Genomic DNA, 26360 nt, shown 5'->3' with positions numbered 1-26360 from the left:
TTAGGACATCAGGGCCGGACGTAACGCCGACGTCGTCACTGCCAGATTCATCTCCGGCAGTGCCGACGCGGTCTCGTCCACCCAGATGCCCGTCGCGATTTCGGTGGACCGGGCATGCACCCAGCGCCAGCCCCGGTCGTTGAGGCTGAGGATCGCGCCCAGGCCGTCGACCGCATGCAACAGGCAGATGATCGCGGCGATCGCGGGGACCGGGTTGTGCCCGTCGAACAGCGCCGCCAGCAGCGCTGCCCGCGCCTGGCTGACCCGCTCCCGGCTGGTCAACGGCCAGCAGTACGCGGGCTTACGCGGGAAGCCTTTACCGGGCATGCGGACTCGGCGGACCAGACCCATCCGTTCGAGATGCTGTTCCAGGTTGGCCTGGGAGTGCCTGCTCAGCTTGGCCAGCGCGGTGTCGGCCGGAAGCGGCCGGCGCTGCAGAAGTTCGAATGCCGGGTCACCGACCGGATCGGCGGGCCAATCGCCGGCCAGCGCGACCAGGTGGCCGGCCTCGATTGGTTCATCCGCCATGGCAGGGCGGATCCGGCAGGCATACGCCAGATCCAGCAGTACCGCCGCGCTGAGTACTTTCTCCCTGCGATGCCGATCAAGTGCGGGCTGCGCGGCTGCGTTGTCCAGCAATAGCAAGAACAGGTCTTCGGCGATTTGCGCCATTTCCCCGACTGTACTGCTTGCCCCGCCCCGACCCGTCAGTCGTGATAGGGCTCGGCGCTGACCAGCGTGACCTTGACGGTGTTGCCGTTCGGCACGGTGTAGGTGCGCGACTCGCCGACCTTGGCGTCGATCAGTGCACTGCCCAGCGGAGAGTTGGGGGAGTACACCTCGAGCTTGCCGTCGCTGATGCCCTCCTGGCGCGTGGCGATCAGGAACGTCTCGGTGTCCTTCTTGTCGTCGTCGTAGTACACCTTGACGACCGAACCGGGCAGCGCGACACCCGACTGCTTGGGCGCCTCACCGACCTTGGCGTTGTTGAGCAGCTCCTGCAGCTGGCGGATGCGGGCCTCCTGCTGGCCCTGCTCCTCGCGGGCGGCGTGGTAGCCACCGTTCTCGCGCAGGTCGCCCTCTTCGCGACGGTCGTTGATCTCGGCGGCGATCACCGGCCGGTTGGCGATCAGCTGATCGAGCTCCGCCTTCAACCGGTCGAATGCGTCCTGAGTGAGCCAGGTGACCTGTGTATCGGTCATGTTCTTGTGCTCCTTCTGTCTTGCTTGCCCTCGCGGCGCTCTTGCGCCTTCCCTCGCGTACGAAGTCCGTCGTTTCCGGGCCGGGGCATGCGCATGTATTGCCGCGGACGTACGCACCTAACTGAGTGCTAATGCAGCAATACACGGCCCCAGCGAGGAACCGTGTATCGCACAATCGTACCACCGAGTAGCCGGCGAATCTTCATGTAATGGCTGTTCGACGTTTGTTGCGAACGTCAAATTCAGGGCGCTACCAGGTAGGACGGCACATCCGTCCCGCAACCGTAGACATCGCCGATCACGGGGGGTCGGCTGGATTTCACTTCGGCCGTCACCTGCACCACCCGCTGATCGGACGGACCCACCAGGATTTCGCGTCGCCCGGTTTCGCTCCCGTCGATCGAGCGGGCCCGAACGATGCACACCACCGGCGTCGACGGATCAGGCCGGGTCACCCCGATCGTCACGGACACAGTCTGGTTGTCGATCAGCTCGTAGGCAGAGAGCTCGCCTTTCACCTCGCCGGTGCCCAACCGCTGGAAGGCCACGACCGCCAGGATCACACCGGCCACCACCACCACGCCGACCAGCGCGAACGTGATCCATCGCCGGGTCCGGCGGGACAATTGGCGGGATCCGTAGCGGGCGGCGGGGCGTTCGATCATCAGAACTGGAACTATAGGGCCAGACGAAACCGTCACCGCAGCCCAGGGACCGGGCTGAAGGTTTGGGTACAGGGATTAGGTAAGAGGACGCCGTAGTTAGATGAAAGCGAAATGAGTGAACTGCGGTTGATGGCGGTGCATGCCCACCCGGATGACGAGTCCAGCAAGGGTGCGGCTACCACCGCGCGCTATGCGGCCGAAGGTGTGCGCGTCATGGTCGTGACGCTCACCGGCGGCGAGCGCGGAGACATACTCAATCCGGCGATGGACCTGCCCGAGGTGCACGGCCGGATCAGCGAGGTGCGCCGTGACGAGATGGCCAAGGCCGCCGAGATCCTCGGCGTCGAGCACCACTGGCTGGGATTCGTCGACTCGGGTCTGCCCGAGGGCGATCCGTTGCCGCCGCTTCCGGACGGCTGTTTCGCGCGTGTGCCGCTTGCCGAGCCGGTCAGCCGCCTGGTCCGGGTGATCCGCGAGTTCCAGCCGCACGTGCTGACCACCTACGACGAGAACGGCGGCTACCCCCACCCCGACCACATCCGGTGCCACGAGGTCTCGGTGGCGGCCTACGAGGCGGCCGCCGACTATCGGCTATACCCCGATGCCGGGGCCCCGTGGAACGTCTCGAAGCTGTACTACAACCACGGCTTCCTGCGTGAGCGCATGCAGCTGCTGCAGGACGAGTTCGCCAAGTACGGTCGGCAGGGCCCCTTCGGCAAATGGCTGGAACACTGGGACCCGGACCACGACCCGTTCGCCAACCGGGTCACCACCCGTGTTGAATGCTCGGAGTACTTCAGTCAGCGCGACGACGCGCTGCGCGCGCACGCGACCCAGATCGACCCGAAAGGCGATTTCTTCCATGCGCCGATCGAGTGGCAGCAGCGGCTCTGGCCGACTGAGGAGTTCGAGTTGGCTCGGTCGCGTGTCCCGGTGAATCTGCCGGAAGACGACCTGTTCACCGGGATTGAGAAATGATCGACACTTTGACCGCAGTGATCACACTGCTCGCCGACGAGCCGCGAAATACCGGGCCGGAGTTCGGTAAGGCAACTCCGCTCGGCTTGCTCGTCACGGTCGCGCTGCTGATCGGCACCTTCGCGCTGGTCTGGTCGATGAACCGCCACCTGCGCAAGCTGCCCGAGTCCTTCGACCGGGAACACCCCGAACCCGACCAGGCCGCCGACGAGGGCACTGCCGACGGTGCCGGTGACGGCGACCCGGTCGAGAACATCGCCGATGACCACCAGAGTCAGCCCCGTGAGCCGGGTAGCGGGTAACACGCTCGGCGGGTCCACCAGCCCGTACCTTCGCCAGCACGCCGACAACCCGGTGCACTGGCGAGAATGGACGCCCGAGGCGCTCGCAGAAGCGGCCTCCCGGGACGTCCCCATCCTGCTGTCCATCGGATACGCGGCCTGCCATTGGTGCCATGTGATGGCGCATGAGTCGTTCGAAGATGTAGAGGTCGCAGCGGCCGCGAACGACGGGTTCGTCTGCATCAAGGTCGACCGCGAAGAACGTCCCGACCTGGACGCGGTCTACATGAACGCCACCGTCGCCCTGACCGGGCAGGGCGGCTGGCCCATGACCTGCTTCCTCACCCCGGATGGTCGGCCGTTCTTCTGCGGCACCTACTACCCGAAGCTCGGATTTCTGCAGCTGTTGGACGCCGTCGCCGAAACCTGGCGGGACCGGCGCGACGAGGTCGAGCGCGCCTCCGATCAGATCGCCACCGAGCTGCGCTCGATGTCGGCCGGGTTGCCCGGCGGCGGGGCGCCGGTGGGGCCCGAGTTGTGCGATCACGCGGTGGCGGCCGTGCTGAATGACGAGGACGTGTCTCACGGCGGCTTTGGCGGTGCGCCCAAGTTCCCGCCCTCGGCCTTGTTGGAAGGGCTGCTGCGCCACCACGAACGCACGGGGTCGGTGGCGGCGTTGTCGGCTGTCGAGCGCACGTGCGCGGCGATGGCCCGCGGTGGCATCTACGACCAGCTGGCCGGAGGATTCGCCCGCTACAGTGTCGACCCGCACTGGGTGGTGCCGCACTTCGAGAAGATGCTGTACGACAATGCGCTGCTGTTGCGGGCCTATGCGCATCTGGCCCGGCGGACCGATGATCCGTTGGCGCGCAGGGTGACTGCCGAGACAGCTGGGTTCCTCATCGCGTATCTGGGTGCCGGTGCCATGTTCACCTCCTCGCTCGACGCCGACGCCGGTGGCCGCGAAGGGCTGACCTACGTGTGGACGCCGGCCGAACTGCGCTCCGTCCTCGGTGAGGACGACGGAGCTTGGGCGGCTTCACTTTTCGGGGTCACCGAGCGTGGCACCTTTGAACACGGCGCCTCGGTGCTGCAACTGCACCGCGATCCGGACGAAACTGCCCGCTTCGAGTCGGTGCGCACGACGCTGTTGGCGGCCCGCGCGTCGCGTCCTCAGCCGGCCCGCGACGACAAGGTGGTGACCGCCTGGAACGGCCTGGCCATCACCGCGCTGGCCGAAGCCTCGGTGGCGCTCGAAAGCCCGGAATTGCTTTCTACGGCAGTCGAATGTGCGCGCCGGCTGCTGGATCTGCACGTGGTGAACGGCCGGTTGCGCCGGGCCAGTCTTGGGGGTGTCGTCGGGGAGAGTGCGGCGATCCTGGAGGATCACGCGGCGCTGGCCACCGCATTGCTGACCCTGCACCAACTCACGGGATTCGGACTGGACGAGGCAGTGCGGCTCCTGGATGTCGCACTCGAACATTTCGCCGACCCCGATCAGCCGGGCCGCTGGTTCGACACCGCCGACGACGCCGAGCAGCTGATGGTGCGTCCCGCCGACCCGATCGACGGCGCGACACCGTCGGGCGCGTCGCTGATCGCCGAGGCCCTGCAGGCGGCGGGATACCTGACCGGCTCGCAGCGCTATGTCGATGCGGCGCAAGCGACTTTGTCTTCGGCCACGCCGATCCTGGCCCGCGCGGCCCGCTCCGGCGGGCACTGGCTGGCTGTGGCCGAAGCCCAGGTACGCGGACCGATCCAGATCGCGGTGGCCGGGGATCCGTCGTCGCCGCTGTTGTACGCTGCGCGCCGGTTGGCGCCCGGTGGGGCGCTGGTGGTCGGCGGTGCCCCAGGGACCGCCGACTCGTCGCCGTTGCTTCGAGGACGCGACCGGGTGGACGGCGCCGACGCCGCGTACGTGTGCCGTGGGACGGTCTGCGACCTGCCCGTCACCACGGTCGAAGCTCTGGCTGTCTCGCTGGGCGGTCAACCGCCGGACGGCGGAAGTGGCGCCGTGTAGCCTCGCGGCCATGAGCCACGATGCTGCAGCCCTGGAGTCCTTCGTCAAGCGCTATCTCGACACCGTTGCGGGCGGGTCCGCTGCCGAGGTCGCCGCGCTGTACACCGATGACGCGACGCTGGAGGATCCGGTGGGCAGCGGTGAAGTGCACATCGGTCGTCAGGCGATCGAGGGCTTCTACAAGAACCTGACCGCGGCGGGAGCCGAGATCACGACCGAGCTGCTCAAGTTCCGTCCCGGCGGACACGAGGCGGCCTTCCTGTTCGCGATCGTCGTCGGCGGGGCGATGCGTATCGAGCCCATGGAGGTCATGACGTTCGACGCCGAGGGCAAGATCACCGGCATGAAGGCCTACTGGTCGGCGGCTGACATCACGCAGCTTTAGCAGTGTCTGCGGAGCCCCGCACCGCTTCGGTGGTGCGGGGCTTTTTCGTGGGCTCAGAAGACGGCGAACCACATGGCGATGTAGTGGCAGATCGCCGCTACCGCCGTGCAGGCGTGGAAGAACTCGTGATGGCCGAATGTCGTCGGCCATGGGTTGGGCCACTTGAGCGCGTAGAGCACGCCGCCGATGCTGTACAGCGCGCCGCCGACGATCAGCAGCACCACCGCGGCCACGCCGGCACCGTTCATGATCGGCCCGATGAACCAGGCCGCGACCCAGCCCAACAGGATGTAGAGCGGCACGCCCAGCCAGCGTGGTGCCGACGGCCAGAACATCTTGAGCAGCACGCCGGCGATCGCCCCACCCCAGACGATCCAGAACAGCACCATGCCTTTGGATTCGGGCAGGGCCAGCAATGCGAACGGGGTGTAGCTGCCCGCGATGAAGATGAAGATCATCGAGTGGTCGGCGCGCTTCATCCATTTGCGCGCGTTCGGCGACTTCCACGTCACCCGGTGATACGTACCGCTCACGGCGAACATCGCCACGATCGTGAACGTGTAGAGCAGCGTGGCCAGACCTGCGCGGGTGGACTCCAGCGACCACGACACCGAAACCAGGGCCGCCCCGGCGATGAACGCGATGACCGCCGAATACACATGGATCCAGCCCCGTGCGCGCGGCCTACCGAGGAACTGGGCGACGCCTTCGGCGACCGCTTCCGGAAGATCTTCAGCCGGCCGGTTCAGCGCGGCCGCAGAGCGGTAGGGCTTGGTGCTACCCGTCGGCGCAGTCATGTCACCTCCATTGAGAACCGTGGTGTACCCCGACGCTCACAGTAGTCTGGACTCTCGTGGACATCATTCCCCCGCGGCTCAAGGAACCGGCCTATCGGCTCTACGAGATGCGGTTGCGTCAGGAACTGGCGCAGTCCAGATCCGAACTGCCACGCCATATCGCGGTGCTGTGTGACGGGAATCGCCGCTGGGCGCGTGACGCAGGTTACGACGATGTCAGCATCGGCTACCGGATGGGAGCCGCCAAGATCGCCGAGATGCTGCGCTGGTGTCAGGCCGCAGGCATCGAGATGACGACGGTCTATCTGCTCTCGACCGAGAATCTGCAGCGCGATCCGGAAGAGCTGTCGGCCCTGCTCGAGATCATCACCGATGTGGTCGAGGAGATCTGCGCCCCGACGAACACCTGGACGGTGCGTACCGTCGGTGACCTGGAGTTGTTGGGGGAGGAGCCGGCCCGGCGACTGCGCGAGGCCGTAGAAAGCACGGCATCGAACGCGCCCGGTTCATTCCATGTGAACGTCGCCGTCGCCTACGGCGGCCGCCAGGAGATCGTCGACGCCGTGCGCTCGCTGCTGTCGAAGGAACTGGCCAATGGAGCCACCGCCGAGCAACTCGTCGAAGCTGTCACCGTCGAGGGCATCTCGGAGAACCTCTACACATCGGGCCAACCCGACCCGGACCTCGTCATCCGCACCTCAGGTGAGCAACGGCTCAGCGGATTCCTGTTGTGGCAGAGCGCATATTCGGAGATGTGGTTCACCGAGGCGTATTGGCCGGCCTTCCGGCGCGTCGACTTCCTGCGAGCCCTGCGCGATTACACCGCCCGCCACCGCAGATTCGGCAAGTAGTGCCAAACTGAACCTATGGCTGCGCTGTCGGCAGTGGTTTACACGCTCAGCTGGTGGCTGGGTCTCTACCTGCTTGCCCGCGACCCGCGTAAGCCCGTCCTGGTACTCGCCGCGCTCGGGCTGACCAGCTTCGCTCTCGTGGTCGCGCTCGACGCGGTCCGGTTGGTTACCGGCTCGGAAGTGCTCAGCCGCATCGAGATCTACCTGGTGGCGTTGCCCGGCATCGCCTGGTTCGCGGTCATGGTGGAACTCGCGCGCCCGGCCGACACGTTCCGATCGCGCGCCGGTGAGATCGCGGCGATCTTCGCCGTGGCCGTCCTGGCCTTCGCCGGGGCGGGGTTGGCAGGCAGCGTCGACGGGCCGTTGCGGACCGGCCACTGGGTGATGTTCGCGGTGATCTCGCTGTCCTCGCTGGGCGCCATGGTCAAGGCCGTCCTCGGCGGCGCCAAGCCCGGGTCGGTGGTGGGGTTCATCATCGTCGCGACACTGTTCTTCGCTCTCGGCAACGCGATCCTGGTGATCCCGCTCGGGTTGGTGCCGAGCTGGCTCGCGCTGGCATCGACCGGATTCGATGTCGCCCTGCTCGGCGTCGCGGTCGCGATCTGGGATGCCTTCGACGAGGGCCAGGCGCTACGCGCGGACATGCGCCGCTCGATCATCGGCACGTTGGTGATCGCAGTTCCGTTCGCCGCCCAGGCCCTGATCGGCATGGTCGTGCTCGACGCCGGGGCCGGCCGCACCGTCATGACCATCCTGCTGTTCACCAGCCTGGCCGTCGCCGTCGCGGTGGAGGTGCTGGCCGATCCGCTGGCGGGCCTGCTCGACCGGCTCGCCTTCTCCAGGTCTCCGGACCTGCGCGCCGATCGTGAAGCCCTGCGCCAGACGGAGGCCGCGCTCCCGCTGCGATCTCCTCACCCGTTGGGCGGTATCGACGACGACGCCTTCGCCCGGCTCACCCGGCGCGCACTCGGCCATTACGGCGATCTGTCCAAGCTGGTCGCCAGCCCGCTGACGTCTCTGCCCGCCATCGACGACCGTCTGGCTCGACGCGGGGCACCGGATCAGCCGCTGGAACGCGCCAGCGAACTCAAGGCGCTGCTGGCCGATCGCATCGCCGCGCTCAAGCCGCGCGACAGCGGCGACTTCGGCACCACCGAGCAGTGGCGCCACTACAACTCGCTCTACTTCCCATATGTCGTCGGGGTCCGCGCCTATGCGCAGAACGCCACCGCCGCCGGGCTCGACCCGGTGGCTCGGCAGGCCTGGCAGTGGTTGGTCACCGAGGTGCCGCAGCGCTCCCTGCACAACTGGCAGAACGCGGCGGCACGCGTGATCGCGGCGGATCTGCGCGGCGATCTGGTCACTGCCAACGACTGACGCCCGCACCGCGCTGACCTGGGCTTGGCAGTGCTTGGCAGTGTTTGGTGTCGATCTGGCAGCGGCTGGTGAGCAGTGTCGGAGGTGTTCCACCAATCGACACCCTCATCGCCGAGGAGCCCGACATGACCGCCACCCTGAACCAACCATTGGCCGACCCCACCGCCGGATCGGCCATCCACGATTCCCTGCTGCGGTTCGCCCTGCGCGCCGATGCCACCGTCTGCGCCGGCGTCGGACTGCTGGTGGCCATGGCTGCCGATCAGCTGGCCCGCATCGCGGGCGTGTCGGCAACCGCCGGCTGGTTCGTCGGCGCGGCGCTGGTCGGCTACGGCGCCCTGCTGTACGTACTCGCCGCCGCCCCGCGCGTGCGGCGGGTGGGCATCGGCGTCCTCGCCGGGAACGTGGCCTTCACGATCAGCACAGTCGTCGCCATCGTGACGGGCTGGTCGGCGTTGACCGGTGCCGGAATCGAACTGGTTCTCGGATTTGTCGGTGCCACCGCAGTACTGGCCTGGCTGCAATACCGCGGAGTGCGCCGTCTGGCGTGACTCCCTCCCGAGCCGGTGCGGGGTGCCCGCCGGAAGAGGTTACGGCGTGTATCCCCGCACCGTGCTCCACCGCTCGAAGTGAATGCACGACAAGTAATCACCATCAGAGAAGGAGAATCATGTCCGCCATCACCTCCGCCGGATACGCAGGCACGACGAAGGCAACCGATTCGCTACTGCGGCTGGCCATGCGGCTCGACGCAGTCCTCGTCGGTATCAGTGGGATCGCTCTGCTGGCTGCGGCCGGATATTTCGCCGATCTCACCGGGCTGCCGAAATCCGTCGAGTACGGCGTCGGCATCTTCTCGGTGGTCTACGGAATCGCCGTGTTCGCCCTCGCCGGCATCGAACGGGTGCGCCCCGCCGGTATCGGCACCGTGATCGCCAACGCGGCCTGCACCGTCATCGCTCTGGTGGCCGTCTTCACGATGGCGCTGACCACCGCGGGCGTCGTGGTCGTCATCGGCGCCGGTCTCTACACGCTGGCGATGGCCGAGCTGCAGTACGTCGGGGTCCGGCGGATCCCGGCCTGACCGTAAGCCGGTACAGCGCCCAGAGCCCAGGCTCTGGGCGCTGCCTGTCACCGATAATGGCCGGGTGGACTTGAAGTGGGCGACAGAGCACACCGAGCGGCTTCGAGCGGTACGGGTTGGCTGGGACGGGACCGAGGTAGGCGCACCATGTTTTGCGCCGGACTGGGAGACCGAAACCCACGATATCGATCTGCTGCGCATCGCCACCGGGTTCGGTGCTTGTGCCACAGGCGAATACGGATATCAGCGCCCGCCGGCCGACCATGAATACTCGTTCTTTGTCCAAGAACTGCCGGAGTCGGGTGAGTTCGACTTCACCGATCAGCACCGCACCCTGCTGGCGCAGATGAGTTGGGAACTGTCCGATCCCTACTTCGACGAGGAGGTGCCTGGTTGTGATCCCAAGCGGCCGTACGGCGATTTCACCTTCTACCAGCTGGAGATGGCGCTCCACCTGGGGCTGATCCCCCCGAAGAAGCCGAAGGGGGAGGACCCGATGACGCCCGAGTTGGTCACTGCGATGACGGACCTGCACCAGCGGATGCAGCCCGCGCTGCAGGTGTTTCTGCACCACTTCGTGATTCCCGACGGGCAACGATTCGTCGGCAACGACTGGGGCGGCTGGGAACGCGCCTGAGCCATCCGCCCTTCGAAACTCGGGTAGCGCACTACTCATGGCGCGGCGACCGCACGCGCCCACACTGAGCTCAAACGGCGCTACCCGGGAGATTCGCGATGCCAGAAGATTGTGACGTTTGCATTGTCGGTGCCGGCCTGTGCGGCATGAACGCGCTGTTCGTGGTCAGCACGTACCTCAGACCCGATCAGAAGATCATCCTGATCGACCGTCGTCCCCGGGTCGGTGGAATGTGGGTGGACACGTATCCGTATGTGCGGCTGCACCAGCCCCATCCGATGTTCACTGCAGGCAACATCAAATGGACCCTTGGCCGTGAGCCCTCCTATCTGGCCACCAAACCCGAGGTGCTCGATCATTTCGGCTACTGCCTGCAGCAGATCAAGCAACGGGTGCGGGTCGAGGAACGCTACGGTTGGGATTTCCAGTCCGCTGATGCCGGCGGTGGTGCCGTACAGGTCACCTGCCGGGACGCGGACGGGCAACTGCACACCATCCAAGCCGAGCGTTTGATCAAGGCGTACGGCGTGCGGGTGACTCCCAACGACGCACTGGAGTTGTCCAGCGATCGGGTGCAGTCGGTGTCACCGGACTCGTGTGATGTCCGCTCCGGGGACATACACGAAAGCGACACCCCGGTGTGGGTGATCGGCAGCGGCAAGACCGCCATGGACACCGCGCACGCGTTGATCACGTCGAGTCCGGGGCGCGAGGTGAACATGGTGGCGGGCTCGGGCACCTTCTTCTCCAGCCGGGATCGGTTTTTCCCTGCCGGTGCCCGGCGCTGGTCGGGCGGGGTCTCGTTGACCAAGATGTCCATCGAGATGACCCGGCTCTATGACGGCACCAACGAGGACGACGTCGCCCGGTGGTACCGGTCGAACTACGGCACCTCTCCGACCCCGCAGGCCACCCATTTCATGGCGGGGGTCCTGTCGGAGGCGGAGAACGCCGCCATTGTCGCGGGCCTGAACGATGTGGTGATGGACCATCTGGTCGATGTGGTCGACACCAACGGTTCGGCCGATCTGGTGTTGCGTAGCGGGGCCAGGAAAACCGTCGCACCGGGCAGCTGGATCGTGAACTGCACCGGGTATCTCTCCAAAGGCGAGCATCCGTACGAGCCGTATGTTTCCGGTGACGGCTCCATCTTGTCGATTCAAATGCGTTCGGCCACCATGCATCTGACGTCATTCGCGGGCTATTTTGCGACGCACCTGATGTTTTTGGGCAAGCTGAACACGGTGCCGCTCTACGAACTCGACCTGCAGGACTTGGCGCAGAAGTCCAAAACAGCGGTGCTGTATGCGATGTTCACCCTGGCTCAACACAACCTGAGTCTCATCTCGGATGCGGTGCCGGTCAAGGTGTTCCGTGCGTGCGGCCTGGACTACAACCGCTGGTATCCGATGCCGCGCCAGCTCTCGGCCACCGCCCGTTTCATGGCGACCCATCATCGGGACCGCGAGCATCTGCGTCGCACCCTGGACACCGTGCGGGAGCGCTTCGACGTGCGCTGCGGGCCGCTGGTCGCAACGCCGGCCGGGACCGGCTAGAGCTTCCGCAGTCGCAGCCGGTTGATCGAATGGTCGGCGTCCTTGCGCAGCACCAGGGTGGCGCGCGGCCGGGTCGGCAGGATGTTTTCGATCAGGTTGGGCCGGTTGATGGAATGCCAGATGTCGCGGGCCGCGAACACAGCCTGCTCGTCGGTCAGGGTCGAGTAGTGGTGGAAGTGCGATGCCGGGTCGGCGAACGCCGTCGAGCGCATCGTCAGGAACCGCGAGATGTACCACTTCTCGATGTCCTCGATGCGCGCGTCGACATACACCGAGAAGTCGAACAGGTCCGAGATCATCAGGGCCGGACCGGTCTGTAGGACGTTGAGGCCTTCGAGGATGAGGATGTCCGGATGCCGGACCACCTGCTTCTCACTGGGCACGATGTCGTAGAGCAGGTGTGAGTACACCGGCGCGCAGACCTCGTCGGCACCGGATTTCACCGCGGTGACGAACCTCATCAAGGCGCGTCGGTCATAGCTTTCCGGGAAACCTTTGCGGTGCATGAGGTTCCGCCGGTGAAGCTCTTTGTTCGGGTAGAGAAACCCGTCGGTCGTCACCAGGTCCACGCGGGGGTGGTGGCCCCAGCGGGCCAACAGGGCCTGCAGCACACGGGCCGTGGTCGACTTCCCGACCGCGACACTGCCGGCGACGCCGATGACGAACGGCACCGGTCGGTCCGGATTCTGCTGTGGCTCACCGAGGAACTCCGCGGTCGCGGCGAACAGTCGCTGGCGGGCGGCGACCTGAAGATGGATCAACCGGGCCAGCGGCAGGTAGACCTCTTCGACCTCGAGAATGTCGAGTTTCTCGCCCATACCCCGCAGGCGCAGCAGTTCGTCCTCGGTGAGTTTCAGCGGTGTCGACATGCGCAGTGCACGCCATTGACTTCGGTCGAACTCCACATAGGGGCTCGGCTCGCTCGGCCGCGGCATCCGATCAGTCTTACATCTACGGTTGGGGGCATGGCTAACGGGATCGAGAAAAAGACGGGCTCCGGAACCGGCACAGTGACGGACTCGGCCACTCTCATTCGCGAGTACCTGCTCCTCGGACTGCGTTTCGACCGGGTCGAGGAGGGTTATGTCGATTCGTTCACCGGCGACCCGCAGCTGCGTCGTGTGGTCGAGAACGAGCCTGCGCCCGACCCGGCCGACCTCGCTCGTCAGGCGGACCGGCTGCTGGCCCAGATCCCCGACGACCTCGACCGCGACCGTGCCGAATACATTGCCGCGCACCTGAGGGCGCTCAACTGTGCGGGCCGCAAGTTCGCCGGTGAGCAGGTCGGCTTCGTCGACGAGGTGCAGGCCTATTTCGACGTCCGGATCAGCAAGGGCGATCCGGAGAAATACCGGCAGGCCCACGTCCAGCTCGACGAGGCCCTCGGCGGCACCGGCCCACTGGCCGAGCGGATCCAGGCGCACCGCACCGGAGACGAGATCCCTCCGGCCCGGCTGGAGGAGTGCATCCACGCGTTCTCCTCGGCACTGCGCGACAAGGTGCGCGCCGCGTATCCGCTGCCCGAGGCGGAGACCATCACGTACGAGGTGGTCACCGACAAGCCGTGGTCGGGGTTCAACTACTACCTGGGCGACTACAAGTCCACCGTCGCGGTCAATGCCGATCTGAAACAACAGATGGCCAACCTGCCCCGACTGGTGGCCCACGAGTCATACCCGGGCCATCACACCGAGCACTGCCGCAAAGAATCAGGGCTGGTGGCTGGACAAAATCAACTCGAACAGACGATCTTCCTCGTCAACACCCCGCAATGCCTGATGGCCGAGGGCCTGGCAGATCTGGCATTGCACGCCATTGTCGGGCCGGGTTGGGGCGCATGGGCGGCCGATATCTATGCCGATCTGGGCCTTCGGTTCGACGGGGAGCGTGCCGAGTCGATCTCGGAGGCGGTGGCGGGGCTGGCCGACGTGCGCCAGGACGCTGCGCTGATGCTGCACGACGAGCATCGCGACGTTGACGAGGTGGTGGAGTTCCTCAAGCGCTGGCTGCTGGTCGACGACGATCGGGCCAGGCAGTCGCTGCGGTTCCTGTCCTCGCCGCTGTGGCGGGCCTACACCAGCACCTACATCGAGGGGTACCGGTTGTTGCGCGGGTGGTTGGACGACCGCCCCGTCGGAGTGACGTTGACGGAGCGGTTCGGCCGGCTGCTCGATGAGCCGCTGATCCCGTCAACCTTGCGCGCTTAGGGCCTCCGCCGGCCGGACAGCAACTTGGTGTCCCTGATTTCAGCGCCTCTATCGTAGGGCGTCTGACGTTTGCCCAAAGGTGTCCTGCGTTGCGTTACTTCACCGATATGACGGTGGTCTCAAGTGCTTGATTACCTTAGTTACCGATCAGTAACATTGTTGCCATAGGGCCTGGTGGCACTACCGGGTCGGGCAAAGGAAATGACCATGGCAGCAAGGGAAAGACTGGACAAGATCAAGCGCATGGCCGGCGTGATCGTGGCGGCCGGCGCGGTGGCGCTCGCCGGGATCCTCGGCTCGGGTGCGGTGGCCAATGCCGCCGGACCTGTCACGAAGGTCGGCAGCGATCCGGTGGCGCCGGTCAGCCCCGGGGGCAAAAAGGCTCCGTTCACCAAGGTCGGTAGCGATCCGGTGACGTCCGTCATCTCGGGCATTGCCGACGCCGCCACCTCTGGCGGCTCTGGAGTCGAGCTTCCGCCCCTCGTCAGCCCGTGGCCCGGCGGGGCGTGGGCCGGCCACGATTGGAGCAAGGGATACCCCGGTGGTGGTTTGGCCAACGGCAAGGGCGGCGGCGCTGCCATCCACGGCAAGGCCGGCGGCGCCTGGAATCACCGCTGACAACCGCGAAACCGGGTGAACCGATGGTCCGCCCGGTTTTCGGCGTGGTGCCAGTCGTCGGTGCCGCCTTCTCGAAATTTGCTGATGCGATCTCTGCCGTTCAGGCCCAGCCACCGCGAACCTGTTGTGCCTGCGGTGGGTGCGTTTCCCGAAAAATGCAGTTGAAAAGACAAATACTGACCTTGATTCGCTGATCGTCAGGCCCTGGGTTCGGCGGTCGCGATGCCTTGATCGGGCTCGCCGCCCAGGCGTAAAATATTTGCTGAGCATCGTGCGACGTACCGGGCGGCAGCAAGGGGTCGACATGACTACAACGAGCACGAAACCGAACCGGGTCAAGCGCATGGCCGGTGTGGTGGTGGCGGCAGCCGCGATGGGCCTGGCCGGACCTGCGATGGTGGCCAATGCCGATCCCGTCGTGGTCTTGAACGGCGAGACGGTGGCCCCGCCGAAGCCTCCTCTGGTGAGCCCGTGGCCCGGCGGCGCGTGGGCCGGCTGGGACTGGAGCAAGGGCTGGCCCGGTGGTGCCTGGGCTGGTCACGACTGGAGCAAGGGGTGGCCGGGTGGTGGTTATGCCAACGGCAAGGCCGGTGGCGCGTGGAACCACACCGCCGACTGATCTGACCGCCGACACCTCCCGCGATGAGCTGCTCCTCGCGTGGACATTGCGGGCCTAGGCTCGGAGGGTGTCTGAGTTTCGGCTGTACGTCCCCGCGTTGGCCATGCCGCTCAACATGCTCTTGCTGGCGTGGATGGTGATCGGCCGGGGACTGTTCGTGCAGCTCGGGTGGATGGTGGTGTTCGGCGTCCTCGCCGCACCCGTGCTGGCACTCTGCCTGGTATTCACGAGCAGGTTGATGCGGAAGCAGCCGGAGGGGGAGCTCACCTCCGGGCAGGCCTGGGCCCAGGTCATCCTGTGGGCGTCGATGTTCGTGTTCGGGCTCGCCTGTGTCGACGGCGGAGACAGCCCCGGCGCATTCCCGTCGGTCCTGATGAAGCTGGTCGGTGACGGACCGCGAATGGAAACCGTCAGCAACCTGCTGTGGACCGGATCGGTGATCGTCGGGGTTGCCGCCTGGTTCGTGTTGCTCACCAAGCTCACCCGGGGCATCGCTGTCCCGCCGCCGACTCAGCCGCCCTATCCCTATCCCGGATACCCGCCGCCCTATCCCTACCCCGGATACCCACCGGGCCAACCCGGCCCGGGACCGTCGAGCTGACCCGCTCCGACTAGGCTGAATGCCATGGCAGCAGACCCGTCCTCCACCTTGCCCGCGGCTTCCGGCGCCGATTACGCCGATACTTCAAGCGCCGCGTACCAGGCCGCATTGCAGGTCATCGAGTCCGTCGAGCCCCGGGTCGCCGCAGCCACCCGCAAAGAGCTTGCCGATCAACGGGATTCGCTCAAGCTGATCGCCAGTGAGAACTACGCCTCCCCGGCGGTGCTGCTGACCATGGGCACCTGGTTCTCCGACAAGTACGCCGAGGGCACCGTCGGGCACCGCTTCTACGCGGGCTGCCAGAACGTCGACACCGTCGAGGCCCTGGCCGCCGAGCATGCCCGCGAACTGTTCGGCGCCCCGTACGCCTACGTCCAGCCGCACTCGGGCATCGATGCGAATCTGGTTGCCTACTGGGCCATCCTGGCCACAAAGGTGGAGGCCCCAGGCCTGGCCGAACTCGGCGCCAAGCACGTCAACGACCTGTCCGAAGCGGACTGGGAGACCCTGCGCAACAAGCTGGGTAACCAGCGTCTGCTCGGCATGTCCCTGGATGCCGGTGGGCACCTGACCCACGGCTTCCGGCCCAACATCTCCGGCAAGATGTTCCATCAGCACAGCTACGGGACCAACCCTGAGACGGGTTTCCTGGACTATGACGCCGTGGCCGCCGCGGCCCGCGAGTTCAAGCCGCTGGTGCTGGTCGCCGGCTACTCGGCCTACCCACGCCGGGTGAACTTCGCCAAGATGCGCGAGATCGCCGACGAGGTCGGCGCCACCCTGATGGTCGACATGGCGCACTTCGCCGGCCTGGTGGCCGGCAAGGTGTTCACCGGTGACGAGAACCCGGTGCCGCACGCCCACGTCACCACGACCACCACCCACAAGTCGCTGCGCGGCCCGCGCGGCGGCATGGTGCTGGCCACCGAGGAATTCGCCCCCGCCGTCGACAAGGGCTGCCCGATGGTGCTCGGCGGCCCGCTGAGCCATGTCATGGCGGCCAAGGCCGTCGCCCTGGCCGAGGCACGCCAGCCGGCGTTCCAGACCTACGCCCAGCAGGTCGCTGACAACGCCCAGGCGCTGGCCGACGGCTTCGTGAAGCGCGACGCGGGCCTGGTCACCGGTGGCACCGACAACCACCTGGTGCTGCTCGACGTGCGTTCGTTCGGCCTGACCGGCCGTCAGGCCGAGTCCGCTCTGCTCGACGCGGGCGTCGTCACCAACCGCAACGCCATCCCGGCCGACCCGAACGGCGCCTGGTACACCAGCGGCGTCCGGCTGGGCACCCCGGCGCTGACCAGCCGCGGATTCGGCGCCGACGACTTCGACCGGGTGGCCGAGCTGATCGTCGACGTGCTGTCCAACACGCAGGCCGAGGGCACCTCGAAGGCCAAGTACAAGTTGGCCGACGGCACCGCCGAGCGCGTGCACGCGGCCTCGGCCGAGCTGCTCGACGCCAACCCGCTGTACCCGGGCCTCACTCTCTGAGTCGGCGCGGGCGACATCACACGTGGCCCGGGTTTTAGAAACCTGTAAACCTCGGTTACAGTTACCTCATGGCACAGAAACCTGTAGCTAATGCGTTGACCTTGGAGCTCGAGCCCGTTGTCGAAGCCGAGCTGCGTCGCCACCTGGATACCGAGGACCTCTGGTACGCACACGATTACGTGCCGTTCGACCAGGGCGAGAACTTCGCGTTCCTCGGTGGTCAGGACTGGGATCCCTCGCAGGTGACCCTGCCCAAGACCGTCACCGACGCCTTGGAGATCCTGCTGATCACCAAGGACAACCTGTCGGGCTATCACCGTGAACTCGTCGAGCACTTCATTCTCGAGGACAAGTGGGGCCGCTTCCTTGGTCGCTGGACCGCTGAGGAGCACCTGCACGCCGTGGCGCTGCGCAACTACCTCGTCGTCACCCGCGAGATCGATCCGACGGCCAACGAGGACGTCCGCGTCGAGCACGTGATGAAGGGTTACCGCGCCGACAGCTACAGCCAGATCGAGACGCTGGTGTTCATGGCGTTCTTCGAGCGTGCCCACGCGGTGTACACCCGCAACCTGCGCGCTCAGATCACCGAGCCGGTGCTGGGTTCGATGGTCGACCGCATCGTCCTCGACGAGGAGCGCCACGAGCTGTTCTTTGCCAACCTCGTGTCGCACCTGCTGGGCACCCATCGCGACGAGACCGTGGCGGCCATCGCCGCGCGCGCCCGTGAGCTCGACGTGATCGGCGCGGACATCGACGCCTACCAGGACAAGGTGGCGGTGGTGGCCGAGGCCGGAATCTTCGACAAGGCCGCTCTGGCCCAGGTCATCTCCGACCGGATCACCGCGTGGGGACTGGCCGACGAGGCAACGCTCCAGGAGTTCATCAAGGCGTAACTCGCCAGGCGTTATTCACGCGGCGCGCCAGCCAGCAACCCCGCCACGGCGGGAGTAGCGTCGAATCCGATGGCTAGCGACATGCTCTGCTGTCCGGACGGTACCGATCGGTTTGATCACGAGAGGACCGGCTCCGGTCCTGGTGCCGCAGTGTCCACCGAGCAACTCGTGTGGGGCCGCGCGGGTTCTAGGAGCGCCACGTGACTGATCTGCCTGTCCGTACCTATGTGCTCGACACATCCGTGTTGCTGTCCGATCCCTGGGCATGCACCCGGTTCGCCGAGCATGAAGTGGTGGTCCCGCTGGTCGTGATCAGCGAGCTGGAGGCCAAACGGCATCACCACGAGCTGGGCTGGTTCGCCCGGCAGGCACTGCGGATGTTCGATGATCTGCGGCTTGAGCACGGGAGGCTGGATCAGCCGATTCCCGTTGGGGCGCAAGGCGGCACGCTACAGGTCGAGTTGAACCACATCGACCAGTCCGTCTTGCCTTCGGGCTTCCGCACCGAAACCAACGACACCCGGATCCTGGCCTGCGCTGCGAATCTCGCAGCCGAGGGCAAGCATGTCACGCTGGTGAGCAAGGACATCCCGCTGCGCGTCAAGGCCGGCGCGGTGGGCCTGGCCGCCGACGAGTACCACGCCCAGGATGTCGTGGTGTCCGGGTGGACGGGCATGACCGAATTCGACGTCGCGGCTGAGGACATCGACACGTTGTTCTCCGACGGCGAGATCGATCTGGCCGATGCTCGGGATCTACCGTGCCACACCGGTATTCGGTTGCTGGGTGGTAGTTCGTCGGCGCTCGGCCGGGTCAACGCCGAGAAGCGGGTGCAGCTGGTGCGTGGTGATCGCGAAGTGTTCGGCCTCCGGGGAAGGTCAGCCGAACAACGCGTCGCCCTCGATCTGCTGCTCGACGAGTCTGTCGGCATCGTGTCGCTCGGTGGCAAAGCCGGCACCGGCAAATCCGCGCTGGCCCTGTGTGCCGGCCTGGAAGCGGTGCTGGAGCGCAGAACCCAGCGCAAGGTGGTGGTGTTCCGTCCGCTCTACGCCGTCGGCGGTCAGGATCTCGGCTACCTGCCGGGCAGCGAGAGCGAGAAGATGGGGCCATGGGCACAAGCCGTCTTCGACACCCTGGAAGGGCTCGCCAGCCCGGCGGTGCTCGAAGAGGTCCTCTCCCGCGGCATGCTGGAAGTGCTTCCGCTGACCCATATTCGGGGCCGTTCGCTGCACGATTCGTTCGTCATCGTCGACGAGGCCCAGTCCTTGGAGCGCAACGTGCTGCTGACCGTGCTGTCGCGGCTGGGTGCGGGCTCGCGGGTGGTGCTCACCCACGATGTGGCCCAGCGCGACAATCTGCGGGTGGGCCGCCATGACGGTGTCGCAGCCGTCATCGAGAAGCTCAAGGGGCACCCGCTGTTCGCCCACATCACGCTGCAGCGCAGCGAGCGGTCGCCGATCGCTGCGCTGGTGACCGAGATGCTGGAGGAGTTCAGTCCGGGCGCGCTGCCCTGATTCCGAGTGATCTGTGGAGTCTCAGCCGTGTCAACCACGGTTGAGACTCCACAAATCGCCAGCCGGTAGGCTGCCGGGGTGGCGAGGCTCCCCAACAGTCAGGCATGGCGGTGGACTGTGGTCGGCGTGGTCGCCGCCGTCGTGGTCCTGGTGGTGGGGGCGCTCACCGGGCACATCCGCCGCGACGACCCCGACGACGTGGATTGCGCGACCGAGCGGTGCATCGCGCTGACGTTCGACGACGGGCCCGGCCCATACACCGACCGGCTGCTGCAGATCCTCAAGGACAACGACGCCAAGGCGACGTTCTTCGAGATCGGAAACAAGGTCGCCGCCAACCCCGAGGGTGCCAAGCGGGTGGTCGACGCCGGTATGGAATTGGGCAGCCACACCTGGGAACACCCCAACATGACGACCATCCCGCCCGAAGAGATCCCGGCCCAGTTCAGCAAGGCCAGTGACGCCATCGAGGCCGCGACCGGTCAGCGGCCGAAGCTCGTGCGCACCGCGGGTGGGCTGGTCAACGACCAGGTGCTCGCCGAGGCCGGCAGGCAGGGGTTGGCTGACATCAACTGGGACGTCATCCCGTTCGACTGGGCCAACGACGCCAACATCGCCGCGACCCGCTACATGCTGATGACGCAGATCAAACCGGGTGCTGTCGTACTTTTTCACGACACCTACTCGTCCACCGTCGACCTGGTGGAGCAGTTCATCCCGGTGCTCAAGGCCAACGGCTACCACCTGGTGACCGTGAGCCACATGCTCGGTGAGCGCGAGCCGGGCACCAGTTACGGCAGCCGGGAGAACGGTCCGCCCGTGCCGCCGGCCGAGGCGCTCAAGGACATTCCGCCGGAGGAGATCCCGTCGCTGCCCGCGACGCCGTCGCCTCCGCCGATGCCGAACTTCCCGATCACCGACATCCCCGGTGCGAACTCGGGGGGCCCCAACAACGGGGCGTGAGACGCACATCGCGTCGGTTTGAGGACCAAAGACCCTAACCGACGGGCCTCGGCACGACGAGGCTTGAAGCATGGCCAAGACGATGTTCGATTCAGCGACCCTCACCCATGCGGTGCAGCTGGCATCGCGTGCGCCGTCATTGCACAACACCCAGCCGTGGCGGCTGGTGGCCGACGGCAGCGGGGTACATCTGCACCTGGACCCGAGTCGCGTGGTGACCGCGACCGATCGATCGTCGCGTGAGGCGGTCATCAGTTGCGGGGTGTTGCTGGATCATCTGCGGGTCGCGATGGCCGCGGCCGGCTGGGCCACCAGTGTCGACCGGTTCCCGAACCCGAACGACCTCGATCACCTGGCGACGCTGCAGTTCTCGCCGATGGACTTCGTCACCGATGCACATCGCCGGCGGGCGGATGCGATTCTGGCCCGGCGAACCGACCGGCTGCCGATGGCCGGGTATGCGGACTGGGATTCCTTCGAGGTGCTGCTGCGGGCGAGGCTGGAGGACGGCCCGGTACACCTCGACGTACTGGCCGAGGAGATGCGTGCCGACGTGGCCGAGGCGGCGGCACTGACCGAGACGCTGCGTCTCTACGATTCGGCCTACCATTCCGAACTTGCCTGGTGGACAACTCCGTTCGCGACCGAGGACGGTATCCCGCAGAGCGCCCTGATCTCGGCTGCGGAAAGTGAGCGGGTCGCCGTGGCGCGGACCTTCCCGGTCACCTCGCACAGCGACCGACGCCCCTCCGTCCACGACGATTCGGCCACCCTGGTGGTGCTTTCCACCGACGGGTACAGCCGGGCTGACGCCCTCGACACCGGCGAGGCGCTCTCGGCGCTGCTGCTGGAATGCACGATGACGGGGCTGAGCACCTGCCCCGTGAGCCACGTGACCGAATTGCACGCCAGCCGCGACATCATCGGCACGCTGATCGGCCGTGATGCCTGCCCACAGGTGCTGGTCCGGATCGGCATCGCCCCGACCCTCAGCGATGCACCACCGCCGACCCCGCGCCGCACCGTCGACACCTTCCTGACCTTCGAATAGGAGCTGACCATGACCGACACCCTGATCGCCCCTGCCCACGCCACCGCACCTGTTGCCGCTGGTGCGGCCGTCGTTGTCGAAGCCGACGGCCGCACCGCCAGCAACGATGCGCTGCACGTCGCGATCGAGGAGGCAGTGCGCCGTGGCGCAGCACTGCGGGTGCTGACCACCTGGGGAGCCCGGCATCGCGAGATGTACGACGCGACCGCCGTCGCCGAGCGTGACCGGTTGTCCGCGGCACAGCTCGAGCGCCGCCTGGCCCGTGCGCTGAAACGATCCCCGGACCTCGATGTGCAGAGCATCGACGGCTACAGCAGCATTGCGGAATACCTGACGGCGCACCCAGAGTCGGCTCAGCTGCTCGTGCTGGGTGCCGACCACCCCGATTCGGCCGGGTTACAGGCGGCGTTGGCGCACTCGGGTTGTGCCGTGCTCACTTGCGATCGGCGCCATCGGTTGTGAGACTCGGGGGATGATCAGAGTCTTTCTGGTCGACGACCATGAGGTAGTTCGCCGCGGGCTGATCGACCTGCTCAGCGCCGACCCTGAGCTCGACGTGATCGGCGAGGCCGATTCGGTGGCGCAGGCCCTGGCCCGGGTTCCGGCACTGAAGCCCGACGTCGCGGTGCTCGATGTCCGTCTGCCCGACGGCAACGGCATCGAACTGTGTCGGGACCTGTTGTCGCGCATGCCCGATCTGCGCTGCCTGATGTTGACGTCGTTCACCTCCGACGAGGCCATGCTGGACGCCATCCTGGCCGGCGCCAGCGGCTACGTCGTCAAGGACATCAAGGGGATGGAACTGGCCCAGGCGATCAAGGACGTCGGGGCCGGTAAATCGCTGCTGGACAATCGGGCCGCCACGGCGCTGATGGCGAAACTGCGCGGCGACGCCGAGCGGTCCGACCCGTTGGCCGGGCTGACCCAACAGGAGCGGGTCCTACTCGACCTGCTGGGGGAGGGGCTGACCAATCGGCAGATCGCGGCCCGGATGTTCCTTGCCGAGAAGACCGTCAAGAACTATGTGTCGCGGCTGCTGGCCAAGCTGGGCATGGAACGCCGCACCCAGGCCGCAGTCTTTGCTTCCACGCTGGACCGTCGTAACCATCAGTGATGCCAGGGTCTTTGGTCCCTGACCGATAGGGCCTTTGCCCATGGCGCCGCGCTCTGCGCCGCCATAGCGTCGTCGCTATGGAAACCGGAATATCAACGCGCAGTGAGCCGGTCGAGATTCTGTCCGAGCGCGAGAGTTGGGCGCTGTTGGGCAGTGCGTCGCTCGGCCGCCTCGTCACCGCGGTCGACGACGAGGCACACGTCTTCCCGGTGAACTTCGTGGTGCAGAACCGAACGATCCTGTTCCGCACCGCGGCGGGAACGAAACTGATCAGTGCGGCGATCAACAACCACGTGGTGTTCGAAGCCGACGATCACAACGCGGCCGAAGGCTGGAGCGTGATCGTGCGCGGCGTGGCACGCACCCTGCGCACCGACGAAGAGCTCGACGAGGCCGAGCGGGCGCAGTTACTGCCATGGACGGCGACGGCCAAGACGCACTATGTCCGGGTGTCACCCGTACGGGTCACCGGTCGCAGGTTCCGGTTCGGACCTGAGCCGGCTGCGCGGTGACACGTTGGACGAGCTTGGTGCGTTGCGGCCGGTAGTGCCAGCATGGTGGACGTGACTGGTCATGGTGCGCACCCCGACGATGAACAGCGAACTCCTCCGTTGCGGGACACCCTCTCGCAGTTGCGACTGCGCGAACTGCTCACCGAGGTCCAGGACCGGGTCGAGCAGATCATCACCGGCCGCGACCGGATCGACGGCCTGGTGGAGGCCATGCTCGCAGTGACCTCGGGCCTGGACCTCGAGCTAACCCTGAGCACCATCGTTCGGACCGCGATCGAGTTGGTCGACGCGCGCTATGGCGCACTGGGAGTACGCGGCGACGACCACGAGCTGACCGAGTTCGTCTATCAGGGCATCGACGACGAAACCCGCGCACTCATCGGGCATCTGCCCGAAGGACGAGGTGTGCTCGGCGTGCTGATCGACGATCCGAAACCCATCCGGCTCAACGACATCCACCACCACCCCGCCTCAGTCGGATTCCCGCCCAACCATCCGCCGATGCGGACCTTTCTCGGCGTCCCGGTGCGCATCCGCGACGAGGTGTTCGGCAACCTCTACCTCACCGAGAAGACCAACGGGCAGCCGTTCAGCGAGGACGACGAGGTGCTGGTGGAGGCCCTGGCCGCAGCCGCAGGAGTCGCGGTCGAGAACGCCCGGCTCTACCAGGTGTCCCGTGACCGGCAGGCCTGGATTGCGGCGACCCGCGACATCGGGACCGAACTACTCGGCGGCACCGACCCGGCCAGAGTGTTCCGGATGGTGGCCGACGAGGCGCTCAACCTGACCGGCGCCGACCGCATCGTGGTTGCGGTGCCCGGCAGCGACGTTCCCGCCGCCGAAGCCGACGCCCTCGTGGTCGCCGCCACGGCAGGGCGTCCGACCACGATCGACTCGATCCCGGTGGACCCGCACGCAGCGGAGGGCGCGGTGGGCGCGGCGTTCCACGACGGCACCCCGCATCGGCTCGACCGCCTCGAGCTGGATGGCGCGGGTGGCCCGGCGCTGGTGTTGCCGCTGCGTGCCACCGACACCGTGGCGGGCGTGCTGGTGGCCGTGCGCGCAGACGGCGCCCAGAGCTTCACCGCCGAGCAACTCGACATGGCCGCCGCTTTCGCCGACCAGGCCGCGGTGGCCTGGCAGCTGGCCAGTTCCCAGCGCGACGTACGTGAGCTGGAGATCCTGGCCGACCGCGACCGGATCGCAAGGGACCTGCACGATCACGTGATCCAGCGCCTGTTCGCGGTCGGACTGTCCTTGCAGGGCACGATCCCGCGGGCGCATTCTCCCGAGGTGCAGCAGAGGCTCACCGATACCGTCGACGATCTGCAGGCGGTCATCCAGGAGATCCGGACCGCGATCTTCGACCTGCACGGTGCCCACGCCGGCACGACGCGGCTGCGCCAGCGGCTCGATGAGGTGATCGCCCAGTTCGCCGACGCGCCGATACACATCAGCACACGGTTCGTCGGCCCGCTGTCGGTGGTCGATGCGACTCTGGCCGATCATGCCGAGGCGGTGTTGCGTGAGGCGATCAGCAATGCGGTACGCCACTCGGGGGCAAGCGAACTCGCCGTTCTCGTCGAGGTGGCCGACGACCTGTCCATCGAGGTGTCGGACAACGGCTGCGGGATCGCCGCCGAGATCACCGAGAGCGGTCTGGGGAATCTGCGGGCCCGTGCGTTGAGTGCGGGCGGTCAGTTCACCATCACCGACCGGCCCGGTGGCGGAACCGTGTTGCGCTGGGCCGCACCACTTCCCGACTAGTTCCTTCGCCGAGCAGACACAAAACTGCCCCTCTTCTGAAGTGGTCCCCGAAAGTTGGACACTGACGTTTGGAGCTTAAGCGGCAAGGGCCTGGGCTCGGTATTGGACCGGGCTCAGGCCCTTGAGTTTTGTCGAGATTCGTTCGGTGTTGTACCAGTGGATGTAGGTGTCAAGGGCGGCAGTGAAGTCCTCGACAGTGTCGAACCGGTTGTGGTGGAACATTTCTGACTTCAGGTGACCGAAGAAGTTCTCCATGACCGCGTTGTCATAGCAGTTGGCTTTCCGCGACATCGACTGCAGCGCCTGCGCGTCGCCGAGCAACTTGCGCCAGGACCAATGCCGGTATTGGAAGCCCTGATCGGAGTGCACCAGCGGACACTGGCCGGGCTCCAAGGTGGCGATCGCTGCGGTCAGTGAGGTGTTGGTCAACTCCACATTCGGGCTCATCGACCACGCGTAGGACACCACCGACCGGTCGAACAAATCGAGCACCGGGGACAAGTAGACCTTGCGATCGGTGATGCGGAACTCGGTCACGTCGGTGACCCACTTCTGATTCGGCGCGGCAGCGGTGAACTCGCGGTTGAGAAGATTTTCGGTGACCTGACCGGGGCCGCCGGTGTAGGAGTTGTAGCGCCGGCGGCGCCGCACCCGGCAGATCAGCGCCAGCTCGCGCATCACCGCCAGCACGGTCTTTTTTGCCACCACGAATCCCTGCTTGGTCAGCACCGTGTGGATGCGGCGGTGCCCGTAGCGGCCGTGGGCGGCCTTGAATGCCTCGGTGATCGCGGTCTTGAGGTCGGCGCGCGGGTCGAGCGCCTCGGGTTTGCCCTGGTGGTAGTAGAACGTCGAGCGCGCCAGTCCCGCGACCTGCAGCAGCACCGGCAGCCGATGATCAGCCTTGAGAGCGGCGACAGCGGCGGCTTTCACCGCCGTTCGTGCGCCCTCAAGGCCCGCAATTTTTTTAGGTAGGCGTTCTCGGCTCGCAGCCGCTCATTCTCCTGCTCCAGCCGCGCCAGGTCCGTCAACTCCTGTGACGAGGAATCAGCGTCTTTGGGTTGGCGCCCTTTGGGTTTGGGTTTCAACCCGTCCTCACCGAGCCGGCGGTAGGTCCGCACCCAGGTCTGCACCAGCGTGGCCGAGGACAGCCGGTACTGCTGAGCTACTTGCTGGGCGA

At 66.4% G+C, this 26360-nt stretch carries 30 protein-coding genes; 23 read left to right on the top strand and 7 right to left on the bottom strand.

Annotation, left to right across the window (positions count from 1 at the left end; translation table 11 throughout):
- The 3 genes from AC4ELS_RS26085 to AC4ELS_RS26075 all read right to left on the bottom strand — a co-directional run bounded on the left by AC4ELS_RS26085 (nt 1) and on the right by AC4ELS_RS26075 (nt 1867).
- Complete coding sequence (locus AC4ELS_RS26085; protein WP_499049903.1) at nt 1-672, bottom strand: GOLPH3/VPS74 family protein; 672 nt, start codon at nt 670-672, stop codon at nt 1-3.
- Between the two features lie 35 nt (nt 673-707).
- Nucleotides 708-1202, bottom strand: a complete 495-nt coding sequence (gene greA, locus AC4ELS_RS26080; RefSeq protein ID WP_055116762.1) for a transcription elongation factor GreA — start codon at nt 1200-1202, stop codon at nt 708-710.
- 242 nt (nt 1203-1444) lie between these two features.
- A complete protein-coding gene (locus AC4ELS_RS26075; protein WP_064887585.1) occupies nt 1445-1867 on the bottom strand; it encodes a DUF4307 domain-containing protein in 423 nt (140 codons plus the stop codon).
- A gap of 111 nt (nt 1868-1978) precedes the next feature.
- On the opposite strand from AC4ELS_RS26075, the gene mca reads away from it, so the two are divergent.
- The 4 genes from mca to AC4ELS_RS26055 are packed head-to-tail and all read left to right on the top strand — an operon-like array spanning nt 1979 to nt 5531.
- The gene (gene mca, locus AC4ELS_RS26070) at nt 1979-2845 is read left to right on the top strand and encodes a mycothiol conjugate amidase Mca (protein ID WP_064960096.1); all 867 of its coding nucleotides are present in this window, start codon (nt 1979-1981) and stop codon (nt 2843-2845) included.
- Entirely contained in the window at nt 2842-3147 is a 306-nt protein-coding gene (locus AC4ELS_RS26065) for a hypothetical protein (RefSeq protein WP_064960097.1), read from the top strand. The genes mca and AC4ELS_RS26065 overlap by 4 nt, the downstream gene beginning before the upstream one ends.
- Nucleotides 3107-5146 (top strand): thioredoxin domain-containing protein, encoded by a 2040-nt coding sequence (locus AC4ELS_RS26060; protein WP_499049900.1) that lies wholly within the window; start codon nt 3107-3109, stop codon nt 5144-5146. Before AC4ELS_RS26065 ends, AC4ELS_RS26060 begins: the two co-directional genes overlap by 41 nt.
- Nucleotides 5147-5156: 10 nt before the next feature.
- Complete coding sequence (locus tag AC4ELS_RS26055; RefSeq protein ID WP_064887592.1) at nt 5157-5531, top strand: nuclear transport factor 2 family protein; 375 nt, start codon at nt 5157-5159, stop codon at nt 5529-5531.
- Between the two features lie 53 nt (nt 5532-5584).
- Here the strand turns inward: AC4ELS_RS26055 and trhA are convergent, their stop codons facing one another.
- On the bottom strand, nt 5585-6328 hold the full coding sequence (gene trhA / locus AC4ELS_RS26050) for a PAQR family membrane homeostasis protein TrhA (protein WP_064887594.1): 744 nt from the start codon (nt 6326-6328) through the stop codon (nt 5585-5587).
- A 56-nt stretch (nt 6329-6384) separates the two neighbouring features.
- Between trhA and AC4ELS_RS26045 the strand changes: the two genes are divergently transcribed.
- The 6 genes from AC4ELS_RS26045 to AC4ELS_RS26020 all read left to right on the top strand — a co-directional run bounded on the left by AC4ELS_RS26045 (nt 6385) and on the right by AC4ELS_RS26020 (nt 11833).
- Complete coding sequence (locus AC4ELS_RS26045; protein ID WP_064887596.1) at nt 6385-7179, top strand: (2Z,6E)-farnesyl diphosphate synthase; 795 nt, start codon at nt 6385-6387, stop codon at nt 7177-7179.
- A gap of 15 nt (nt 7180-7194) precedes the next feature.
- On the top strand, nt 7195-8556 hold the full coding sequence (locus AC4ELS_RS26040; RefSeq protein WP_499049897.1) for a hypothetical protein: 1362 nt from the start codon (nt 7195-7197) through the stop codon (nt 8554-8556).
- 125 nt (nt 8557-8681) lie between these two features.
- Nucleotides 8682-9107: a hypothetical protein gene (locus tag AC4ELS_RS26035; RefSeq protein ID WP_499049959.1), complete on the top strand. Its 426-nt coding sequence runs from the start codon at nt 8682-8684 to the stop codon at nt 9105-9107.
- A 119-nt stretch (nt 9108-9226) separates the two neighbouring features.
- On the top strand, nt 9227-9640 hold the full coding sequence (locus tag AC4ELS_RS26030; RefSeq protein ID WP_064887599.1) for a hypothetical protein: 414 nt from the start codon (nt 9227-9229) through the stop codon (nt 9638-9640).
- Nucleotides 9641-9704: 64 nt separating this feature from the next.
- Complete coding sequence (locus AC4ELS_RS26025; protein WP_499049894.1) at nt 9705-10277, top strand: hypothetical protein; 573 nt, start codon at nt 9705-9707, stop codon at nt 10275-10277.
- 146 nt (nt 10278-10423) lie between these two features.
- On the top strand, nt 10424-11833 hold the full coding sequence (locus AC4ELS_RS26020) for a potassium transporter (protein WP_499049891.1): 1410 nt from the start codon (nt 10424-10426) through the stop codon (nt 11831-11833).
- Here the strand turns inward: AC4ELS_RS26020 and coaA are convergent.
- Nucleotides 11830-12768 carry a type I pantothenate kinase gene (gene coaA / locus AC4ELS_RS26015; RefSeq protein ID WP_055116732.1) on the bottom strand — a complete coding sequence of 313 codons (939 nt, stop codon included), beginning with the start codon at nt 12766-12768 and terminating at the stop codon, nt 11830-11832. The two genes, AC4ELS_RS26020 and coaA, sit on opposite strands and share 4 nt — an antisense overlap.
- Before the next feature lie 30 nt (nt 12769-12798).
- On the opposite strand from coaA, the gene AC4ELS_RS26010 reads away from it, so the two are divergent.
- The 13 genes from AC4ELS_RS26010 to AC4ELS_RS25950 all read left to right on the top strand — a co-directional run bounded on the left by AC4ELS_RS26010 (nt 12799) and on the right by AC4ELS_RS25950 (nt 25183).
- Nucleotides 12799-14040 (top strand): DUF885 domain-containing protein, encoded by a 1242-nt coding sequence (locus AC4ELS_RS26010; protein WP_499049889.1) that lies wholly within the window; start codon nt 12799-12801, stop codon nt 14038-14040.
- Nucleotides 14041-14247: 207 nt separating this feature from the next.
- On the top strand, nt 14248-14658 hold the full coding sequence (locus AC4ELS_RS26005; RefSeq protein WP_448442269.1) for a hypothetical protein: 411 nt from the start codon (nt 14248-14250) through the stop codon (nt 14656-14658).
- A 304-nt stretch (nt 14659-14962) separates the two neighbouring features.
- Nucleotides 14963-15277 (top strand): hypothetical protein, encoded by a 315-nt coding sequence (locus AC4ELS_RS26000; protein WP_131811649.1) that lies wholly within the window; start codon nt 14963-14965, stop codon nt 15275-15277.
- Between the two features lie 67 nt (nt 15278-15344).
- Nucleotides 15345-15878 carry a hypothetical protein gene (locus tag AC4ELS_RS25995; protein WP_499049886.1) on the top strand — a complete coding sequence of 178 codons (534 nt, stop codon included), beginning with the start codon at nt 15345-15347 and terminating at the stop codon, nt 15876-15878.
- 24 nt (nt 15879-15902) lie between these two features.
- Nucleotides 15903-17366, top strand: a complete 1464-nt coding sequence (locus AC4ELS_RS25990) for a glycine hydroxymethyltransferase (RefSeq protein WP_064882849.1) — start codon at nt 15903-15905, stop codon at nt 17364-17366.
- A gap of 68 nt (nt 17367-17434) precedes the next feature.
- A complete protein-coding gene (locus tag AC4ELS_RS25985) occupies nt 17435-18262 on the top strand; it encodes an acyl-ACP desaturase (RefSeq protein ID WP_064882850.1) in 828 nt (275 codons plus the stop codon).
- A gap of 200 nt (nt 18263-18462) precedes the next feature.
- On the top strand, nt 18463-19776 hold the full coding sequence (gene phoH2 / locus AC4ELS_RS25980; RefSeq protein WP_064882852.1) for an RNA 5'-3' helicase PhoH2: 1314 nt from the start codon (nt 18463-18465) through the stop codon (nt 19774-19776).
- A gap of 78 nt (nt 19777-19854) precedes the next feature.
- Nucleotides 19855-20739: a polysaccharide deacetylase family protein gene (locus tag AC4ELS_RS25975; RefSeq protein WP_064882855.1), complete on the top strand. Its 885-nt coding sequence runs from the start codon at nt 19855-19857 to the stop codon at nt 20737-20739.
- Nucleotides 20740-20809: 70 nt separating this feature from the next.
- Nucleotides 20810-21790 carry an Acg family FMN-binding oxidoreductase gene (locus AC4ELS_RS25970; RefSeq protein WP_064960104.1) on the top strand — a complete coding sequence of 327 codons (981 nt, stop codon included), beginning with the start codon at nt 20810-20812 and terminating at the stop codon, nt 21788-21790.
- A gap of 9 nt (nt 21791-21799) precedes the next feature.
- Nucleotides 21800-22252, top strand: a complete 453-nt coding sequence (locus AC4ELS_RS25965; protein ID WP_499049882.1) for a universal stress protein — start codon at nt 21800-21802, stop codon at nt 22250-22252.
- Between the two features lie 10 nt (nt 22253-22262).
- Nucleotides 22263-22904: a hypoxia response regulator transcription factor DosR/DevR gene (dosR, locus tag AC4ELS_RS25960; protein ID WP_064882861.1), complete on the top strand. Its 642-nt coding sequence runs from the start codon at nt 22263-22265 to the stop codon at nt 22902-22904.
- Between the two features lie 77 nt (nt 22905-22981).
- Nucleotides 22982-23416 (top strand): pyridoxamine 5'-phosphate oxidase family protein, encoded by a 435-nt coding sequence (locus tag AC4ELS_RS25955; RefSeq protein WP_064882862.1) that lies wholly within the window; start codon nt 22982-22984, stop codon nt 23414-23416.
- A gap of 42 nt (nt 23417-23458) precedes the next feature.
- Nucleotides 23459-25183: a sensor histidine kinase gene (locus AC4ELS_RS25950; RefSeq protein ID WP_499049877.1), complete on the top strand. Its 1725-nt coding sequence runs from the start codon at nt 23459-23461 to the stop codon at nt 25181-25183.
- Between the two features lie 75 nt (nt 25184-25258).
- On the opposite strand, the gene AC4ELS_RS25945 is transcribed toward AC4ELS_RS25950, so the two are convergent.
- Both AC4ELS_RS25945 and AC4ELS_RS25940 read right to left on the bottom strand, forming a co-directional pair.
- A complete protein-coding gene (locus AC4ELS_RS25945; RefSeq protein WP_499049874.1) occupies nt 25259-26113 on the bottom strand; it encodes an IS3 family transposase in 855 nt (284 codons plus the stop codon).
- A partial coding sequence (locus AC4ELS_RS25940; RefSeq protein ID WP_499049871.1) for a helix-turn-helix domain-containing protein occupies nt 26110-26360 on the bottom strand: 251 nt, incomplete at its 5' end. The genes AC4ELS_RS25945 and AC4ELS_RS25940, both read right to left, overlap by 4 nt.

Source organism: Mycobacterium shunyiense (assembly GCF_058270035.1).
Note: the sequence above shows the minus strand (reverse complement) of the source record. Positions and strands in the feature narration are given on the sequence as shown.